The organism is Limimaricola cinnabarinus (assembly GCF_047631075.1).
In the GTDB taxonomy this organism is placed as follows: Bacteria; Pseudomonadota; Alphaproteobacteria; order Rhodobacterales; family Rhodobacteraceae; genus Limimaricola; species Limimaricola cinnabarinus.
Genome location: NZ_JBLHYX010000006.1, coordinates 110,178 through 128,580, shown reverse-complemented (window position 1 = coordinate 128,580; position 18,403 = coordinate 110,178). Strand labels below are relative to the sequence as shown.

Here is an 18,403-nt window from a genome sequence, read left to right as displayed (position 1 = left end):
GCCCTATGCTCACAGGAGAGTGAGCCGTACCCCCGGAGGAATGGCGCACCGGGTCGGTTAACGAGGACACGGGACAGGGAGGCCCGTCATCATGCAACATACACATCGCAGACTATCCCAGCGCTCCATGGCCTTCGTGCTGGCCGGCGGGCGCGGCTCCCGACTGCGCGAACTGACGGACCGCCGGGTCAAGCCGGCCGTCTATTTCGGCGGCAAGGCGCGGATCATCGACTTCGCGCTCTCCAACGCCATGAATTCTGGCATCCGCAAGATGGCGGTGGCGACGCAGTACAAGGCCCACAGCCTGATCCGTCATTGCCAGCGCGGCTGGACCTTCTTTCGCGCCGAGCGCAACGAGTTCCTCGACATCCTGCCCGCCTCCCAGCGGGTATCCGAGAGCATGTGGTACCGTGGCACCGCCGATGCCGTGACCCAGAACATCGATATCGTCGACGGCTACGACGTCGACTACGTGGTGATCCTTGCGGGCGACCACATCTACAAGATGGATTACGAACTCATGCTGCAGCAGCATGTGGATTCGGGGGCCGACGTGACCGTCGGCTGTCTCACCGTGCCACGCATGGAGGCGGTCGCCTTCGGCGTGATGCATGTCGACGAGAACAGCCGCATCACCTCGTTTCTGGAAAAACCCAAGGACCCGCCATCGATCCCCGGTCAGCCCGACAAGGCCCTGGCCTCGATGGGCATCTACGTCTTCTCGTGGCCGTTCCTGCGTGACCTGCTGACGCGCGACGCCGAGGACGAGAATTCGAGCCATGACTTCGGCACCGACCTGATCCCCGACATCGTCAAGAATGGCAAGGCGATGGCGCATCGCTTCGACGATTCCTGCGTGCGGGCCGAGGGCCGCGAGGCCTATTGGCGCGACGTCGGCACGGTCGATGCCTTCTGGCAGGCCAATATCGACCTCACCAATTTTGATCCTGAACTGAACCTGTGGGACCGCGACTGGCCGATCTGGACCTATTCCGAGAGCGCGCCGCCCGCCAAGTTCATCCATGACGAGAAGGACCGTCGTGGCTCGGCCGTCTCCTCGATGGTGTCGGGCGGCTGCATCATCTCGGGCACCGAAGTGCGCAATTCGCTCCTGTTCACCCAAGTGCACACCAATTCCTACTCGGTGCTCGATCACACCGTGGTGCTGCCTTACGTCAACGTCGCCCGTCACGCGCGGCTCAAGAACGCGGTGATCGACGCGGGCGTGGCGATCCCCGAGGGGCTGGTGGTGGGCGAGGATCCCGAGGAGGATGCGAAATTCTTCCGCGTCTCGGAGGGCGGCGTGACGCTGATCACGCAGGCGATGCTCGACAAGCGGGCCGCGTCCCTGTGATGCGGGTTCTCTCCGTCGCCTCCGAATGCGCGCCACTGGTCAAGACCGGCGGGCTCGCGGACGTGGCGGGCGCCCTGCCCGCCGCCCTGCGCGCCGAAGGCGTCGAGATGCGCACCCTCCTGCCGGGTTATCCGGCGGTGATGGCCGCGCTCGATCCCGGCGCGGTTCAGGTGATGACGGAGAGCGCGCTCTTCGGCGGCCCGGTGCGCGTGATCGCGGGCCGGGCCGCCGGGCTCGATCTCTTCGTGATCGACGCGCCGCATCTCTACGGGCGCGAAGGCTCGATCTATCTCGGGCCGGATGGTCACGACTGGCCCGACAACCCGCAGCGTTTCGCGGCGCTGAGCTATCTAGCCGCGCGGATCGGCACCGAAGGGGTGACGCTGGACGCACATGAATGGCGTCCCGAACTGCTGCACTGCCACGACTGGCAGGCGGGCTTCGTGCCCGATTATCTCGCGCAGATGGGCGGGCGCTGCGCTACGATCCTGACGATCCACAACATCGCCTTTCAGGGCCTGACCGGCCACCACATGATCGAGACGCTGCGCTTGCCGCGGTCGCGGTTCCATGCGGAAGGCTTCGAATATTACGGCAAGCTCTCGGCCCTGAAGGCCGGGCTGATGCGCGCCGACCGGCTCACCACCGTGTCGCCCACCTATGCGGCCGAACTGATGCGGCCCGAATTCGGCATGGGCCTCGACGGGGTGATGCGCGCGCGCCGCCGCGACCTGTCGGGCATCCTCAACGGCATCGACGAGGCCGCGTGGAACCCCGCCTCGGACCCGCATATCGTCGAAGGCTACCGTCACCCGGCGGGCAAACAGGCGAACCGCGCCGCGCTGCGCGCCGAGATGGGCCTGCCCGAGGCTGCCGGTCCGCTGTGCTGCGTCGTCTCGCGGCTCACCGAACAGAAGGGCCTCGACCTGCTGCTCGACGCCCTGCCCGCTCTGCTGGAGCGCGGCGGTCAACTTGCGCTTCTCGGCTCGGGCGACCGTGCCCTGGAGAACGCCTTTCGGGATGCCGCACGCGAAGACGGGGTGGCGGTGCGCATCGGCTATGACGAGGCCCTGTCGCATCGGCTTATCGCTGGGGCGGACGCGATCCTCGTGCCATCACGATTCGAGCCTTGCGGCCTGACGCAGCTCTACGGGCTGCGCTATGGCACGATCCCTCTCGTGGCGCTCACCGGCGGGCTAGCCGATACGGTAATCAACGCCTCGCCCGCGGCACTCGACCGGGGCGTCGCCACGGGGCTGCAGTTCCACCCGGTATCGGCCGACCCGCTGGCTGTGGCATTGGGGCGGCTGTGCGATCTTCATGCCGAACCGGACACATGGGCGCAGATGCAGGCCAACGCGATGCGCCAGCCCGTGGGATGGTCCAGCTCGGCGAGGGCCTATGCGGCGCTCTACCGGGATGCTATCGCCACGGCATGAGCACCAGAACACGGATCAGCGCCGGCCGGCCGCACCCGCTCGGCGCCACGCCCGATGCGGGCGGCGTCAATTTCGCCGTCTTCAGCCAGAACGCGACGCGCATGCAGCTGTGTCTGTTCGAGCGGTTCGGCCGCGAGACCGCGCGGATCGACATGCCCGAGCGCGAGGGGCATGTCTGGCACTGCTACGTCGCCGGACTGAAGCCGGGACAGCATTACGGCTTTCGCGCGCATGGGCCGTACCGCCCTGACGAAGGGCACCGCTTCAATCCCAACAAGCTGCTCCTCGACCCTTATGCCCGCCAGATCAGCGGTCACGCGATCTGGCACGACGCGCTGCATGGATACGACACGCGCTCGCGGCTCCATGACCTGAGCTATGACACCCGCGACAGCGCGCCCTACATGCCGCGCGCGGTGGTCTGTGACACCTCGAAGCTCTTGCCCGCGCGGCATCCTGACCGCCCCATGGCCGATACGGTGATCTACGAAGCGCATGTCGCCGGGCTCACTGCCGACCGGCCCGACATCGCGAGCCGCGGTCGGTTTCAGGGCCTCGCCTCCGACAAGATCATCGATCATCTGGGACGGCTCGGCGTCACCGCGATCGAGTTTCTGCCCGTCCACGCCTTCGTCAACGACCGGTTTCTCGTGGAGAAGGGGCTTTCGAACTACTGGGGCTACCAGTCGATCGGTTTCTTCGCGCCAGAGCCGCGCTATCTCGCCAGCCACGACATCGCCGAGTTTCGCGCCATGGTGGACCGGTTCCATTCGGCCGGAATCGAGGTGATCCTCGACGTGGTCTACAACCACACCGGCGAAGGCAACCAGATGGGGCCGACCCTGTCGTTCCGGGGCCTCGACAACGCCAGCTACTACCGGCTGGCCGAGAACCGGCGCTACCACATCGACGACACCGGCACCGGCAACACCCTCAACATCGAGCACCCGATGGTGCTGCGGATGGTGATGGACAGCTTGCGCTACTGGGTCGAGGTGATGGGGGTGGACGGCTTCCGCTTCGACCTGTGCACCGCGCTGGGCCGCCGCGCCGAGGGGTTCGACCGCAACGCCCCCTTCTTTCAAGCGCTGCGGCAGGACCCCGTGCTGGGGCAGGTCAAGCTCATCGCAGAGCCTTGGGACATCGGGCCGGGCGGCTATCAGCTCGGCGCCTATCCCGCGCCGTTCTCGGAGTGGAACGACAAGTTCCGCGACGAGGTGCGCGACTTCTGGCGCGGCACGTCCGGCATGATCGGCAAGATGGCCGCCCGCATCTCGGGCTCGGCGCAGCAGTTCGACCACGACAACCGCCCCGCGACCTCATCGGTGAACTTTCTCACCGCGCATGACGGCTTCACGCTGATGGACGTGGTCTCCTACAACGAGAAGCACAATCAGGCCAACGGCGAGGACAACCGCGACGGCCACTCGGCCAACCACAGCGACAACATGGGCGTGGAAGGGTCGAGCGACGATCCCAAGCTCTCGGCCGCCCGCGCGCGCAGGCGGCGCAACATGCTGGCGACGCTGATGATCTCCCAAGGCACGCCGATGATCCTCGCCGGGGACGAGCTGGGCAACAGCCAGATGGGCAACAACAACGCCTATTGCCAGAACAACGCGCTGGGCTGGGTGAACTGGGACGCCACCGACCCCGAATTCCTCGGCTTCGTCCGCAATCTCGTGGCGTTTCGTCACGCGCATCCGATTCTGCGGCAGAAGCGTTTCCTTCACGCGCGCAGCCGCAAGATCGACAACCGCACCGACCTGTTCTGGCGCCGTGCCGACGGCCGCCCGATGACCGAGGCCGATTGGGAAGACCCCGAGCGCCGCCTGCTGGCCTTCGAGATGCGCACCGCGTCGGGCACGCCCGATTACGCGGCGCTCGAATACGCCCTCTTCGTCGTCATCAACAACGGGGGGCCGCGCTTCGTCTCCCTGCCCGCCCCGCCGGAGGGCCATGTCTGGGTGCGCCATATCGACAGCGCCCGGCCCGGTGCGCCCCCCAGACCGCATATGGGCCGCACCCGCATCCGGGGACGCTCCGTCGTCGCCATGGTGCTGGAGCCCGCCGAGCCCCCATCCGAACCCGCAAGCCGAGGAGAATGAACCAGTGCAGCAGATCACGGTGAACACCAAGCCCATTCAGGGCCAGAAGCCCGGCACCAGCGGATTGCGCAAGAAGACCAAGGTCTTCAAGGAGCCGCATTTTCTCGAAAACTATGTGCAGTCGATCTTCGACGGCATCGGCGGGATCGAAGGCAAGACGCTCGTTCTGGGCGGCGACGGGCGCTATTTCAACGACCGTGCCAGCCAGGTGATCCTGCGCATGGCCGCCGCCAACGGCGCGGCCAAGGTGATCGTCGGCCAGAACGCGATTCTGTCGACGCCGGCCGCCTCGCATCTCATCCGCAAGCGCGGCACCGATGGCGGGCTGATCCTCTCGGCCAGCCACAACCCCGGCGGCCCCGACGAGGATTTCGGTCTCAAGTACAACGCCGCCAATGGCGGACCCGCGCCCGAAGGCATCACCGACAAGATCTATGCCGCGACCCAAGGCCTCACCCGCTACCGCATCGTCGAGGCGCAGGACATCGACCTCTCCAGTCCCGGAACCTCGACGCTCGGCCAGATGCTGATCGAGGTCATCGACCCGGTCGCCGATTACGCGATGCTGATGGAGGATCTGTTCGACTTCGACGCGATCCGCGCACTACTCGCAGGCGGGTTCCATCTGCGCTTCGACGCGATGCATGCGGTCACCGGCCCCTATGCGGTCGAGATCCTCGAAAACCGCCTCGGCGCGGCGTCGGGTTCGGTGGTCAACGCCACCCCCTCGCCGGATTTCGGCGGCGGCCATCCTGATCCGAACCCGATCTGGGCCAAGGATCTGGTTGAGGCGATGATGGCCGATGACGCGCCCGATTTCGGTGCGGCCTCGGATGGTGACGGTGACCGCAACATGATCATGGGGCGCGGCGTCTATGTCACCCCGTCCGACAGCCTCGCGCTGCTCGCGGCCCATGCGCATCTCGCCCCCGCCTACAAGGGCGGGCTCAAGGGCGTCGCGCGCTCCATGCCGACCTCGGCGGCCGTCGACCGCGTGGCCGAGAAAAAGGGCATTACCTGCTTCGAGACGCCCACCGGCTGGAAGTTCTTCGGCAACCTGCTCGACGCCGGGAAGGCGACGCTCTGCGGCGAGGAGAGCGCCGGCACCGGCTCTGACCACGTGCGCGAGAAGGACGGTCTCTGGGCGGTGCTTTTGTGGCTCAACATCCTTGCCGAGACGAAGAAGAGCGTGAAGCAGCTGCTCTCCGATCACTACGCGGAATACGGGCGCAACTACTACTCGCGTCACGATTACGAGGACGTGGAGGCCGACCGCGCCAACGCGCTAATGGACGAGTTGCGCGGCAAGCTGGGCAGCCTTCCGGGCCAGAGCTTTGCCGGACAGACGGTGAAGACCGCCGACGAGTTCTCCTATGATGATCCGGTCGACGGGTCGCGCGCCACCGCCCAGGGGCTGCGCGTGGGCTTCGAAGATGGCGGCCGCGTCGTGTTCCGCCTGTCGGGCACCGGCACGGTGGGGGCGACGCTGCGCGTCTATCTCGAATCGCTGGAAACGGATGCCTCGAAGACCGATCGCGACCCGCAGGAGGCGTTGGCCCCGATCATCGCCGCCGCCGACGAGATCGCGGGCATCAAGGCCCATACCGGCCGCGACGCGCCCAACGTCATCACCTGATTGATGTCACCGACCCCGCCGCCCGGGCGGCAGGGTCCCCTCAGAGCCAGCCCTTGGCCTTGAACCAGACCCATGTGCCAACCGCCGAGGCCACCATCGCGCCGAGCGCGATGTAATAGGCGTAAGGCTCGTTCAGCTCGGGCATGTTGGCGAAGTTCATCCCGTAGATCGACGCGATCAGCGTCGGCGGCAGGAACAGCGCTGCCACGACCGACAGGGTCCGCACCACGGCGTTCTCGTCGAGATTGATCATGCCCAGCGTCGCGTCGGTGGCCAGCGCCACGCGGCTGTTGAGAAAATCCAGATGAACCTCCAGCGCGTTGATGTCGCGCATCTGCGCCTTGGCGAGCGTGCCGATCTGCGGATCGCGGTGCTTCATCGTGCCGTTCCAGACGATGAAGGTCGACAGCATCCGCTCCATCGTGAACAGTGCCAAACGCACCTTGGCGGTCAACTCGCCCTGCTGGCCGATGTCGCGCAGCGCCAGCCGCAGCCCTTCGACGTCGTTGGCCTCCTCGCCGTAAACCTCGCTCGCCACGCGGTCGAGCACGCGGCCGGTCGCCTCCAGCAGGTCGGCCTGCCGCGCGATGATCTCCTCGACCAGTCCGAGGAAGATGCGCACCGGCGTGCCCGAGCCCGCGCTCGACCTTTCGGCGCGGGTGGCGAAGGTCTCGAAGGGGCGCGGGCTGTGATGGCGCACCGTCACCAGCCGCTCGGGCGTCAGAAGAAAGGTCACGGGGGCCGAGAACTGCCGTCCTTCGTCGTCGCGGCCCGGCAGCATTACCGTCATCACCTGACAATCGCCTTCGCGGTGCAGCCGGTTGGAGATCTCGATCTCTTCCATGTCCTCGAGCGTGGGCACGTCGATGCCCAAGGCCTCGACCAATGCGGTCTCCTGCGCATTGGGCGACAGAAGGTCGATCCAGAGCGCCGATTCCGGGCCATGTCCCTCGGGCAAGAGAGCAAGTCCTGCCCCGTCAGGCTGATAGGCGGCGATCATCGGCAGTCTCCTAATCCGGGGTGGGGTCATCGAGAGAGGGAGCTAGCGCGCCCGCGCCCGCGTCCAGAGCGGCAGGAGGATTGCGCGAGGCCTCAGTTCTTGTCGTCCGTCCCGTCGCGCGGCGGGTCGAAGACCACGAAGAACTGGTAGGCGCACCAGAGCCCGGCGGCGGCGAAGAGCGCCGCCCAGCCGAGCGAGCCGCGCGACAGTTCGACCAAGGCCCAGAGCAGCGTCACCGCGACCACGAGCACCCGCCGCCACAGGGGAATGAAGAACGGGCTTTGAACGTCGAACAGCTTGCCCATGCGAGACCTCCGCCTTGTATGCCACAGGGCCAAATACGACCGAAACAATTGGTCGCTCTCTTTCGCCCGGCCTGGTTTTCCTTAGCGAAGCCCGGTCTTTGCGATGATCTGCGCAAGCTGCGTCATCGCCATGGCCCGGGCAGCGGCGACACCGCTGGCGCCTTCGGCTTGCGGGATCGGCACGGCAATCTCGAAGGTCTCGGCCCGGTCGCGGCCCAGCGCGTCGCGGGTCGCCACGAAGTACTGCCCGGCCACTTTAAAACGGCCCTGCGCGTCGGCGAGGAACTCCTCGACGCGGACCTCGACACGGGCCTCGGCGAAATCGTCGAAGGGCCACGGCTCGGAGGCCACGCGCGCCCCGGTCGAGAGCCTGAGTGCACGCGACAGCTCCAGCGTCGCGGCGCGCACCGGGTCGTCGGCCCAGAGCAGGTCCTCGGCGGGGGTGATCACCCCCTCGGGCGTCTCGACATAGATCTCCTCGAGCGCCGCATAGGTCGGCAAGGTGATCTCGCGTAGCTCGACCGAGGCGAAGGCGATGGACACCTTCTCCGCCGGGGCGATCTTCGGCACCGCGTAGCGCAGCTCGGGGCCGCCGCAGGCGGCGAGCCCGGCCAGCAAGCCCATGGCGAGAATGGGGCGTTTCATCATAGCCTAGCGTCCTGTCAGAAGCGAATTGGGGCGGCGTTCGATCGCGCGGGCCAGCGAGCCCACCGCCTCGGCGGCCTTGGAAACGTCGCGCAGCGCCGAGCGCAGGTCTCGCAGCGCGGGCTCGGTGCCGTCACCGATCGTGGCAACGGTGCCGTTCGAGGTCACCAACAGCGCCTCGGCGCGGCTGACCAGAGAGGGCAGCGTGCGCGCGGCCTCGGCGAGGCGGTCGGCCGCGTTGGCGGCGGAGGCGAAGGTGGCGTTGGCATTTTCGACCACGCCGCCCTCGCTCACTTGGGCAAGGATCACGCGCAGCTGCGCCAAAGCACTATTAAGCTCGCCCGGCAGCGCTCGCGCCGTGTCCTGCTTGAGGATGCGATCGGCGCTGTTGACGAAGCTGCTCGCCTCGGCGACGAGCACCTCGAGCGGCAGATCGGCGGCCTTGCCCGCCACGGCGTTGAGGCTGTCGATGAGCTGCGGCGCGCCGGCGAGCGAACGGTCGAGCGAATCCGCCGCACTGGCGGCGCTTTCCAGTGCCGCCACGAGGCTTTCGCCGCCACCGCCCGCATTGACCTCGGCCAGAAGTGTGCGCGCCTCGGCCACGCCCAGTTCCAGCTCGCCCGCAAGCGTGCCGATCTGGCCGGGCAGAGCGCGCGCGGCCTCGGTGCCGATCAGGGCGCGGGCGTCCTGCGCCAGACCCGAAACGCGGTCGAGCAGCGCGTCCACGGGCAGCTCCTGCGCCATCGCCGCTACGGCGTCGATCCGCTCGACGAGCTGCGGCACGCCCTCCAGAGAAGCATCGAGCGACGCCGCCGCGGCCCCCGCCGCGTCGACCGTATCGAGCAGCCGCGCCACTCCCTGCTCCTCGTTCAGGCTGGCGATGAGCGTGCGCGCCTCGGCGGTGCCGGTTTCCAGCTCGGCCAGAAGTGCGTTCACGCGGCCCGGCAGGGCGCGCGCGTCGTCGGTGTCGATCAGGCCACGCGCCGCCCCGGCAAGGCCGGTGACCTCGGACAGGAGGCTCTCGAGCGGCAATTCATTGGCAGTGGCGGCCAACGCGTCGATCCGGTTCACCAGCTGCGGAACGCCCGCCAGAGAGGCGTCGAGCGTCCGCACGGCCGCGCCCGCGGCGTCCACCGTGTCCAGCAGACGGGTCACCGCCTGCTGCTCGTTCAGTCCGGCGATCAGACTGCGGGCTTCGGCGGTGCCGCCCTCCAGCTCGGTCAGCAGGGCGCTCACGCGGCCCGGCAGCGCCTGCGTCTCCTCCGCGCCCACGATGGCACGCGCCTCTTCGGCGAGCCCCGACACCTCGGTCAGGAGCCGGTCAAGCGGCAGTTCGGCGGCGGTTTCGGCGACCCGGTTGAGGTTGCCGATGAGCTCGGGCACCCCGTCGAGAGCGGTGTCGAGATCGGCGGTCACGGCGGTCGCGCCATCCACCGCATCGAGGACGCGGCGCACGGCCTCGGCCTCGCGCACCTCGTCGAGGATCTGGCGGACATCGGACACGGCAAGCTCGATCTCGCTCATCACGACGCCGATCTGACCGGGGACCGCCTGCACCTCTTCCGATCCGACGAACCCGCGGATGTCGCCCAGAAGCGCGCGCACGTCGCCCGGCGTCTGCTGCAGATCCTCCGAGCCGATCAGCCGGGCCGAGTTCTCCAGAAAGCTGGTGGCCGAGGCGAGGAGTTCCTCGATCGGCAGGTTGTTGATCCGGTCGAGCGTGCCCTGCGCCGTCGCCTGCACATCCGAAATTTCGCTGCCGGTCACCGGCACCGACGGATAGGGCAGCGCGTCGAGGTCGAGTTCCGCCTGCTCCACGCCGGGCACGTCGATAAGCTGCACCTTGAGACCGCCGGTGAGGATCGAGCCGGTGACGAGCCGCGCACGCAGCCCGTCGGCGACCTCTTCGGTAAAATATTGCAACGCCTGCTCCACGCCGCCGTCATCGGCCATGCCGAGCCGCGAGGGCAGAATGTTGAGCACGGTCTGAAGCCGCACGCCGCGATCGCCGAACCGTTCCGCATCGACGAGACCGTTGAGCCCGGTGACCGAGCCCACGCGCACGCCGTCCAGTTCGACCGCGGCCCCCACGGCAAGGCCCGACACGTTGCCGTCGAAAACCGCCACGAGATTGAGTGAAGGGCCGTCGGGGGTGTTGAAGACAGAGTTCCGCGCCGTTTCCTCGGCGTCGTAGACCTCGAAGATCTGCCCGTCCTCGGCTAGCGTCGCGCCCGACACGAAGGTGTCGAAAGCCAGACCGCCCGCGAGCAGCGCCGCCACGCTGTCGAAGTCGATCTCCGCGCCGCCGGTACCGATCTTGACCGAGAAGCCCGAGGTGTCCCAGAACCGCGTGGTCTCGGTGACGAGGTTGTCATAGGGCGCGTAGATCACCCCCGGTGCCTCGACATAGAAACCGTCGGTCGACACGCCCGCCGCGCCGATCCGACCCGCCTCGACCCCCTTGTAAAGGATCGGGCTATTGCCCGAGAGCACGCCCTCGGTGGCGCGGAGCGTGATCTCGATGCCCTGCTGATCGGGGCCGAGAAGCGGCGCATGGTCGAGGCCATCGAAATCCGTCAGCACCTCGCCCTTGCGCCCGTCCCACTGGCCGCGCAGATAGACGCCGGACAGCACCGTATCGAGCCCCGACACGCCTTCGGTCGTCACCTCGGGGCGCACCACCCAGAACTCGGCATCCTCGTCGATGAAGGGTGCGATGTCCTTTGCGACGCGGATCGAGATCCGCACCCGGTCGAGGCCCTCGGTGAAGCCCACCTCTTCGACCAGACCCACCGCCACGTCGCGGAACCGCAGTTCGGTCTCGCCAGCGAGCACGCCGCCCGCGTCGTCGAAGATCACGTCGATCAGGGGGCCCTGATCCGACCATTGCTTCCAGCCGATGCCCAGCGCCACGGCGAGCGCGCCGATGGGAACCAGCCAGACCACGGAGACGCGGCTGGCGAGCGAACGGCGCGGGCCGTCGAGCGGCACTTCGGGCAGGTCCTCGCTCACGCGCGTGCGGCCCGGTCGTGACGGTCATCATCCGCGCGATCCCAGATCAGGCGCGGGTCGAAGGCTTGGGCGGAGAGCATCGTGAAGATCACCGAGAGTGCGAAGGCGAGCGCCGCCGGGCCCGGCTTGATCGAGGCGGCAAGATTCAACTGCACCAGCGCCGTCAGGATCGCAACCACGAAGACGTCGATCATCGACCAGCGCCCGATGTACTCGACGATTTCGTAGAGCCTGTGGCGCGCATGCGGCTTGGCGCGGCTACCGCGCCTCACCGAAATCGCGAGCCAGGCGATGGCCGCGAACTTCCCCATCGGAATGGCGACCGAGGCGATGAGGATGATCAGCGCCACCACCGGCGCTCCATGTGTCGCAAGCTCGATCGCGCCCTCGACGATGGTGTCCTCGGAAACGGTGAACAGCACCTGCGTGCGCAGCATCGGATAGAGATTGGCCGGAATGTAGCACAGCACCCCCGCCACCCACCACGCCCAGACCCGGCTGAGGCTGTGGCCATCGCGTGACACCAATGCTTTGCCGCAACGCCCGCAGCGCGCCGTCTCGGCGGGCCAGACGCGGGTGCAGCGGGTGCAGGCGACGAGCCCGGCCCTGCGCGCAGTGATTGCGGGCGTGTCGGTGACGGTGCCGCTCATGCCGCCGCCCCTTTGGTGCGGCGCGCGCCATAGCCATGCTCCAGCGCCTCCCAGACCGACCAGCGACACATCCAGCGGTCGTGGATCACGGTGAGAAAGACCAGAGCGGCGAACATCCAGAAGGCGGGGCCGAAGCTCAGATGCGCGAGGTCGGCCACCTTGACCAGCGCCACGGCGCAGCCCAGCGCGAAAATCTCGGCCATCGACCACGGGCGCAGCGCCTCGGCCAGAGCGAAGAGCCGCAGCGCGCCCGGCGGCGCGGGCCGGTCGAACACCAATGGCCCGAGCACGTAGATGGTGAGGATGGCGCGCGCCAGCGGCACCAGCACGATCAGCGCCGTCACCGCCAGCGACAGAAGCAGCAGCGGCCCACCGGTGAAGCTCAGCGCCGCGTCGAGCAACGTCGCCTCGTTGACGAAGCCCTGCCGGCTGATCTTGAGGAACGGAAACCAGACCGCCCCGAGCACGAGGATCAGCGAGGCAGCCGAGAGCATAATGATGATCATGCCCGCGCTCTTGCGCGGCGCGATCAGCACGGTGTGACAGCGCGCGCAGACGGCGCGTTCGCCGTGACGGGGCATCCGCGCGCGGTAGATCGCATCACATTGCGGGCAGGCGATGAGTTGCGCCGGATCGGCGCGGGCGATGTCTGTGCTGTGCATGGGGTCCGCCCGTCAGATCACTCGGGGCGAATGATAGTGCCGTGCAAGGGGAAAGGCCACGGGGCCGGCGCACACGGGACCGTGACGCCACCGGCCATGACGAGGTGACCAGCGGGAACACCCCCTGTCTCGCGGCCATGGCGGGCCTTCCACGTTTCAGCTTACTCCGAGCGAGGGCCGCGATGCTCACGCTTAATCCTTTGGCCCGACCCCGCCCGGCGTCGGCGTCACCACCGTCACCGCCTCTCCCGCCGCGAGCCATGTCTGCGCGCAGGCCGCAAGCGTCTCGACCGTGCCGTCGCGCCGCCGCACTTCCGTGCGCCCCACCTCGCCCGCGCCACCGCCATCGAGTCCTTCAGGCGGGCGGTGCCGGTGCGAGGAAAGGATCGACAGGTCCATGTCCTCGAGAAAACGCAGCGTCCGCCGTGTGCCATCGCCCCCGGGCCACGCACCGTCGCCGCCCGAGCCGGGGCGCAAGGCGAAACTTTCCAACAAGACCGGGAACCGCGTCTCCAGCACTTCGGGGTCGGTCAGCCGCGAATTGGTCATGTGGGTGTGTACGCCCGAGGTCCCGGCGAAGCCGCGCCCGTCGTTCATCTTGCCCGCCGGGCTGCCCGAACAGATCGTCTCATAATATTGATAAGCGTCGTTGCCGAAGGTGAGGTTGTTCATGGTCCCTTGGGCGTTGGCGAGCGCGCCCAGCGCCTGAAACAGCGCGTTGGTGACATGCTGCGAGGTCTCGACATTGCCCGCCACCACGGCGCGCGGCCAGGCGGGACGTAACATGGAGCCTTCGGGAATCACGATATCGATGGGCCGCAGACAGCCCGCATTCATCGGGATCGGTTGCTCGCACATCACGCGAAACACATAGAGCACGGCGGCACGGGCCACCGGTTCGGGCGCATTGAAGTTGTTGTCGCGCGCCTCCGAGGTGCCGGTGAAATCAACCTTGGCGCGCCGGGCCTCACGGTTCACGGTAATCCGCACCCGGATCACCTGCCCGGTGTCGGTCGCGTAATCGCAGGCACAATCCGACAGCCGCCCGATGAGGCGGGCTACCTCCTCGGCGGCGTTGTCCTGAACGTGTCCCATATAGGCGCGCACCACGTCGAGGCCGAACTCATCGACCATCCGCCGCAGCTCGGCCGCGCCACGGGCGTTGGCCGCGACCTGCGCCTTGAGGTCGGCAATGTTCTGGTCTGGGTTGCGGCAGGGCCACTCATGATCGGTCAGCAGATCGCGCAGCGCCGCCTCACGAAAGTTGCCGCGATCCACAAGGTGGAAGTTGTCGATCAGCACGCCTTCTTCGTCCACATTCGTCGCCAGAGGCGTCATCGACCCCGGCGCGGTGCCGCCGACATCGGCATGGTGGCCCCGGCTCGCGCTCCAGAACAGGATTTCACGGCCCGCCTCGTCGAACACAGGCGAGACGACGGTGATGTCGGGTAGATGCGTGCCGCCATTATAGGGCGCATTGAGCGCGAAGACGTCGCCGGGGCGGATCACCGGGTTCTGGCGAATGATCGCCTCGACCGACCGGTCCATGCTCCCCAGATGCACCGGCATGTGCGGCGCGTTGGCGACGAGCGCGCCGTCGCGGTCGAACACGGCGCAGGAAAAATCGAGCCGTTCCTTGATGTTGACCGACTGGGCCGTGTTCTGTAGCGCCATGCCCATCTGTTCGGCGATGTTCATGAAGAGGTTGTTGAACACCTCAAGCAGGATCGGATCGGCCTTCGTGCCCGCCGCGATCTGTCGCGGCGCGGCCTCCTGGCGGGTGAGCAGGATGTCGTCCCGTCCGGTGAGCGCAGCCGTCCAGCCCGGCTCGACCACGATGGTCTGGTTCGGCTCGATGATGAGAGCAGGCCCGCGCATTTCATGGCCGGGCGCCATATCGGCGCGGCGGTGTACCGTGGCCTCATGCCACGCGCCTCCCGAAAAGAAGCGCGTCTTCTCGTCCGCCTTCGCCCGGCCTCGCTCCAGCACATGGGCTACGGACTTGGCCGCGGCATGCGCGGGCTCGGTCCCCTCGACCTCGACCGCCTCGATCACCAGTTCGCGCTCGGGGCTCAGAAACCCGAACTGCGCCTCGTGCGCCGCTTCGAACCTTGTGCGCGCCGCCGCCATGTCACCCGCGTAATCGACCTGAAGCGCGGTGTCCGTACCGGTGTAGCGCAAATGCAGCCGGGTGGCGTAGCTCGCGCCAGACATGCCCTGCCCGGCCAGATCGGCGCGCACCTGCGCCGAAAGCTCCGCGATCAGCCTGTCGAGAGCGTCGCGCGTGTCCTCCTCCAGCAGTTTCACCAGCCCCTGCTGGCGGCCGACCGAAACCGTGGCGAGGCCGATGCCGTAGGCCGAAAGCAGCCCCGAGAGCGGATGCACCAGCACCGCCTCCATGCCCAGCGCATCGGCCACGAGGCAGGCATGCTGCCCGCCCGCGCCACCAAAGGAGTTGAGCAGGTAGCGCGTCACGTCATGGCCGCGCTGAACAGAAATCTTCTTGATCGCGTTCGCCATGTTCTCGACCGCGATGCGTACGAAGCCCTCGGCCGCCTCCTCCGCGCCGCGGTCCTTCGCGATCACCTCGAAGGCCTTGCGCACGCCATCGCGGTCGAGCGGCTGATCCTGACCGGGGCCGAAAATCGCCGGGAAAAGATCGGGGTCGAGCTTGCCCAGCATGACGTTGGCATCTGTCACGGTGAGCGGCCCGCCGCGCCGGTAGCATAGCGGCCCCGGATCAGCCCCGGCGCTGTCGGGCCCGACGCGGAACCGGTTCGCATCGGCGTGCAGCACCGAACCGCCGCCCGCCGCCACCGTGTGAATGCGCATCATCGGCGCGCGGATGCGTACGCCCGCCACCTCGGTGTCGAAGGCCCGCTCGAACGCACCCGCGCAATGCGCGACATCCGTCGAGGTGCCGCCCATGTCGAAGCCGATCACCTTCTCCCAGCCCGCCGCGTGTGCCGTCTCGACCATGCCGACGACGCCGCCCGCCGGGCCCGACAGGACCGCGTCCTTGCCCTGGAACGCCTCGGCCGCTGTCATGCCGCCCGAAGACATCATGAATTGCAGCGTCGGACCCGGCTTGCCCGGCGGCGTGGCCCCCAACGCATCCGAGACCCGTGCGACGTAGCGGCGCAGGATCGGCGAGAGGTAGGCGTCGACCACCGTGGTGTCGCCGCGCCCGACGAGCTTGAGAAGCGGCGAGACCTCGTGGCTGACCGAGACCTGCCCGAAGCCCATGTCGCGCACCATCCCGGCCAGTGCCGCCTCATGCGCGGGCGCGTTCCAGGCATGCATCAGGACGATCGCCACGGCGTCGATGCCCTCCGCCCGAAGCCGGTCAAGCGCCGGGCGCAGCGCCTCCGCGTCAAGCGGCGTCTCGACCGTGCCGTCGGCGCGCACGCGCTCCTCGACCTCGATGACGCTGTCGTAGAGCTGCTCAGGCAGCACGATTTCCTTGGCAAATATGTCGGGACGACCCTGATAGGCGATGCGCAGCGCGTCGCGAAAGCCTCGGGTGATGAGCAGCGCCGTCCGGTCGCCCTTGCGCTCCAGAAGCGCGTTGGTGGCGACGGTCGTGCCCATCTTGACCGTGCCGATGTGCGCGGGCTCGATCGCGCCGCCCAAGAGCCGCCGAATGCCCGCGATTGCGGCGTCCTCATAGCCTTCGGGGTTTTCGGACAAAAGCTTGAGCGGGTGCAGGGTGCCATCCGGCTCGCGGCCCACCACATCGGTGAAGGTGCCGCCACGGTCGATCCAGAAATCCCACACGCTCATGCCCGGTCCCTTGTGCTGCCCACCAAGGGGTGCGCAATCCCCCTTCGATGGTCAAGTGAAGCCCCCTGCGCGCAGACGCCCAGCCTATGGGCAAATGCCCGAAGCTATGGCAGTCTGCGACCGGGAGAATTTCGACGGCTGACGGCGAGGAGGACGGCATGGCGCGCGACTGGGATCTCATCATCTTCGACTGCGACGGAGTGTTGATCGACAGCGAACTGCTGAGCGCGGAGGTGCTGATAGACCTGTTGGCCACCGACGGGGTCGTCATCGACTTCGACCATGTGCGCCGCAATTTCCTCGGCCGCAGCTTTCCCACGGTGGCGCGGCACATCCGTGAGGAGCTGGGCCACGACCTCGCGCCCGATTTCGAGGCGCTCTACCGTGCGCGCCTTCTGAAGCGGTTCGAGACCGAGTTGAAGCCGATGCCGGGCATCGCCCCGGTGTTGGCAATGCTCGGCGCGCGCGGCGTTCCGGTTTGCGTGGCGACCTCGTCCTCCCCGCCCCGCGTGGCGCGCTCTCTCGAAATCGTGGGACTGGCCCCGGCCCTGCCGCATGTTTTCACGGCCAGTCAGGTGGCGCGCGGCAAGCCCGCGCCCGATCTGTTCCTGTTCGCCGCCGAAACCATGGGCGCGGCCCCGGCCCGCTGCCTCGTGATCGAGGACAGTCTGCCGGGGCTCGAAGCCGCGCAGGCCGCCGGCATGTCCGCCGTGCGCTATACGGGTGGCAGCCACCTCGCCCGAGCCCAACTGCGCCACGACCCCGGCATGCCGATCCTTTCGGACTGGGCCGAGTTGCCCGCCCTGCTCGACCGGCTGCGGCCGGAGGCGGTGGGATGAGCCAGTCGCGCTTCACCCCCGAGACCACGCGGCTTGACGACGCCGCGCGCGCGGGCTGGCTCTATTACGTCGCTGGCAACACGCAGGACGAGATCGCGAAGAAGCTTGGCGTGTCGCGCCAGTCGGCGCAGCGACTGGTGTCGCTCGCCGTGTCGGAAAAGCTGGTCAAGGTCCGACTCGACCATCCGATCGCGCGTTGCATGGACCTATCCGGCGCGCTGGCGCAGCGGTTCAAGCTCAAGGTGATCGAGGTGGTCCCCACCGATCCGACCGCGCCGGAACTGCTGACCGGGATCGCCATCGCCGCCGCGGCCGAGATGGAGAAGCTGCTGAAGAGCCCGGAGGAAAGGATCATCGCTTTGGGCACGGGGCGTGCGCTGCGCGCCTGCGTGGAACAGCTGCCGCGCATGGACTGCCCGCAGCACCGCATCGTGTCGCGCCTTGGCAACATGATGTCGGACGGGTCGGCCACGCCCTACAACGCCGTGATCCGTATGGCCGAACGGGTCGGCGCAAAGCATTACCCGTTTCCGCTCCCGGTGGTGGCGCGCGACGAAGAGGAGCTGCGGGTGATGCATGGGCAAGAGCCCGTGCGCCACACGATGCAGCTTTGCGCGCGGGCCGATTTCACGCTTGTCGGCGTGGGTCAGATCGGGATGAACGCCCCCTTGCATGTCGACGGCTTCATGCAGGCTCACGAGATGAACACACTGGTGGCCCAAGGCGCGGCAGGCGAGATCACCAGTTGGGTCTATGACACCGAAGGACGGGTGATGGACTGCGCCTTCAACATGCGCGTCGCCTCGGCACCGCTGACGGTCGGCGGCGACGCCCCGGTGGTCGGACTCGCGGCCGGACCGGACAAGGCGGAGGCGATCCGCGCCGCGCTGCGCGGCGGTCTCATCAACGGGCTGATCACCGATGAGGCGACGGCCGAGCGGCTGCTGAAACAGTAGCCACCCGGCCTGTT

Annotated in this window: 13 protein-coding genes; 6 read left to right on the top strand and 7 right to left on the bottom strand. The window is 67.8% G+C overall.

Annotated elements, in window-relative coordinates; all coding sequences use genetic code 11:
• Positions 1 to 91 precede the first annotated feature (91 nt).
• The 4 genes from glgC to ACJASC_RS06940 are packed head-to-tail and all read left to right on the top strand — an operon-like array spanning position 92 to position 6,537.
• Positions 92 to 1,354 (top strand): glucose-1-phosphate adenylyltransferase, encoded by a 1,263-nt coding sequence (gene glgC / locus ACJASC_RS06955; protein WP_415144692.1) that lies wholly within the window; start codon positions 92 to 94, stop codon positions 1,352 to 1,354.
• Complete coding sequence (gene glgA / locus ACJASC_RS06950; RefSeq protein ID WP_415144690.1) at positions 1,354 to 2,793, top strand: glycogen synthase GlgA; 1,440 nt, start codon at positions 1,354 to 1,356, stop codon at positions 2,791 to 2,793. Before glgC ends, glgA begins: the two co-directional genes overlap by 1 nt.
• Positions 2,790 to 4,901, top strand: a complete 2,112-nt coding sequence (glgX, locus tag ACJASC_RS06945; RefSeq protein WP_415144688.1) for a glycogen debranching protein GlgX — start codon at positions 2,790 to 2,792, stop codon at positions 4,899 to 4,901. The genes glgA and glgX overlap by 4 nt, the downstream gene beginning before the upstream one ends.
• Positions 4,902 to 4,905: 4 nt before the next feature.
• Positions 4,906 to 6,537 (top strand): alpha-D-glucose phosphate-specific phosphoglucomutase, encoded by a 1,632-nt coding sequence (locus ACJASC_RS06940; RefSeq protein ID WP_415144686.1) that lies wholly within the window; start codon positions 4,906 to 4,908, stop codon positions 6,535 to 6,537.
• Between the two features lie 40 nt (positions 6,538 to 6,577).
• Here ACJASC_RS06940 and ACJASC_RS06935 read toward each other — a convergent pair whose 3' ends face one another.
• The 7 genes from ACJASC_RS06935 to ACJASC_RS06905 all read right to left on the bottom strand — a co-directional run bounded on the left by ACJASC_RS06935 (position 6,578) and on the right by ACJASC_RS06905 (position 16,594).
• A complete protein-coding gene (locus ACJASC_RS06935; protein ID WP_415144684.1) occupies positions 6,578 to 7,537 on the bottom strand; it encodes a magnesium transporter CorA family protein in 960 nt (319 codons plus the stop codon).
• A gap of 92 nt (positions 7,538 to 7,629) precedes the next feature.
• Positions 7,630 to 7,842, bottom strand: coding sequence for a hypothetical protein (locus tag ACJASC_RS06930; RefSeq protein ID WP_415144682.1), 213 nt, complete (start codon positions 7,840 to 7,842; stop codon positions 7,630 to 7,632).
• An 81-nt stretch (positions 7,843 to 7,923) separates the two neighbouring features.
• Positions 7,924 to 8,490: a PqiC family protein gene (locus tag ACJASC_RS06925; RefSeq protein WP_415144680.1), complete on the bottom strand. Its 567-nt coding sequence runs from the start codon at positions 8,488 to 8,490 to the stop codon at positions 7,924 to 7,926.
• Positions 8,491 to 8,493: 3 nt separating this feature from the next.
• On the bottom strand, positions 8,494 to 11,499 hold the full coding sequence (locus tag ACJASC_RS06920) for an MlaD family protein (protein ID WP_415144678.1): 3,006 nt from the start codon (positions 11,497 to 11,499) through the stop codon (positions 8,494 to 8,496).
• Complete coding sequence (locus ACJASC_RS06915) at positions 11,496 to 12,149, bottom strand: paraquat-inducible protein A (protein WP_415144676.1); 654 nt, start codon at positions 12,147 to 12,149, stop codon at positions 11,496 to 11,498. The genes ACJASC_RS06920 and ACJASC_RS06915 overlap by 4 nt, the downstream gene beginning before the upstream one ends.
• The gene (locus tag ACJASC_RS06910; protein WP_415144674.1) at positions 12,146 to 12,811 is read right to left on the bottom strand and encodes a paraquat-inducible protein A; all 666 of its coding nucleotides are present in this window, start codon (positions 12,809 to 12,811) and stop codon (positions 12,146 to 12,148) included. Before ACJASC_RS06910 ends, ACJASC_RS06915 begins: the two co-directional genes overlap by 4 nt.
• 192 nt (positions 12,812 to 13,003) lie before the next feature.
• The gene (locus ACJASC_RS06905) at positions 13,004 to 16,594 is read right to left on the bottom strand and encodes a hydantoinase B/oxoprolinase family protein (RefSeq protein WP_415144672.1); all 3,591 of its coding nucleotides are present in this window, start codon (positions 16,592 to 16,594) and stop codon (positions 13,004 to 13,006) included.
• Between the two features lie 158 nt (positions 16,595 to 16,752).
• Here ACJASC_RS06905 and ACJASC_RS06900 point away from each other — a divergent pair, with 158 nt between their 5' ends.
• Together ACJASC_RS06900 and ACJASC_RS06895 are read left to right on the top strand one after the other, a co-directional pair.
• Positions 16,753 to 17,433, top strand: coding sequence for an HAD family hydrolase (locus ACJASC_RS06900; protein ID WP_415144670.1), 681 nt, complete (start codon positions 16,753 to 16,755; stop codon positions 17,431 to 17,433).
• Positions 17,430 to 18,389, top strand: a complete 960-nt coding sequence (locus ACJASC_RS06895; RefSeq protein WP_415144668.1) for a sugar-binding transcriptional regulator — start codon at positions 17,430 to 17,432, stop codon at positions 18,387 to 18,389. The genes ACJASC_RS06900 and ACJASC_RS06895 overlap by 4 nt, the downstream gene beginning before the upstream one ends.
• The last annotated feature ends 14 nt before the right edge of the window (positions 18,390 to 18,403 follow it).

Coding starts and splice junctions, on each gene's coding strand:
- glgC (WP_415144692.1), top strand. CDS start 92: ATGCAACATACACATCGCAGACTATCCCAGCGCTCCATGGCCTTCGTG.
- glgA (WP_415144690.1), top strand. CDS start 1,354: ATGCGGGTTCTCTCCGTCGCCTCCGAATGCGCGCCACTGGTCAAGACC.
- glgX (WP_415144688.1), top strand. CDS start 2,790: ATGAGCACCAGAACACGGATCAGCGCCGGCCGGCCGCACCCGCTCGGC.
- ACJASC_RS06935 (WP_415144684.1), bottom strand. CDS start 7,537: ATGATCGCCGCCTATCAGCCTGACGGGGCAGGACTTGCTCTCTTGCCC.
- ACJASC_RS06930 (WP_415144682.1), bottom strand. CDS start 7,842: ATGGGCAAGCTGTTCGACGTTCAAAGCCCGTTCTTCATTCCCCTGTGG.
- ACJASC_RS06925 (WP_415144680.1), bottom strand. CDS start 8,490: ATGATGAAACGCCCCATTCTCGCCATGGGCTTGCTGGCCGGGCTCGCC.
- ACJASC_RS06915 (WP_415144676.1), bottom strand. CDS start 12,149: ATGAGCGGCACCGTCACCGACACGCCCGCAATCACTGCGCGCAGGGCC.
- ACJASC_RS06910 (WP_415144674.1), bottom strand. CDS start 12,811: ATGCACAGCACAGACATCGCCCGCGCCGATCCGGCGCAACTCATCGCC.
- ACJASC_RS06905 (WP_415144672.1), bottom strand. CDS start 16,594: ATGAGCGTGTGGGATTTCTGGATCGACCGTGGCGGCACCTTCACCGAT.
- ACJASC_RS06900 (WP_415144670.1), top strand. CDS start 16,753: ATGGCGCGCGACTGGGATCTCATCATCTTCGACTGCGACGGAGTGTTG.
- ACJASC_RS06895 (WP_415144668.1), top strand. CDS start 17,430: ATGAGCCAGTCGCGCTTCACCCCCGAGACCACGCGGCTTGACGACGCC.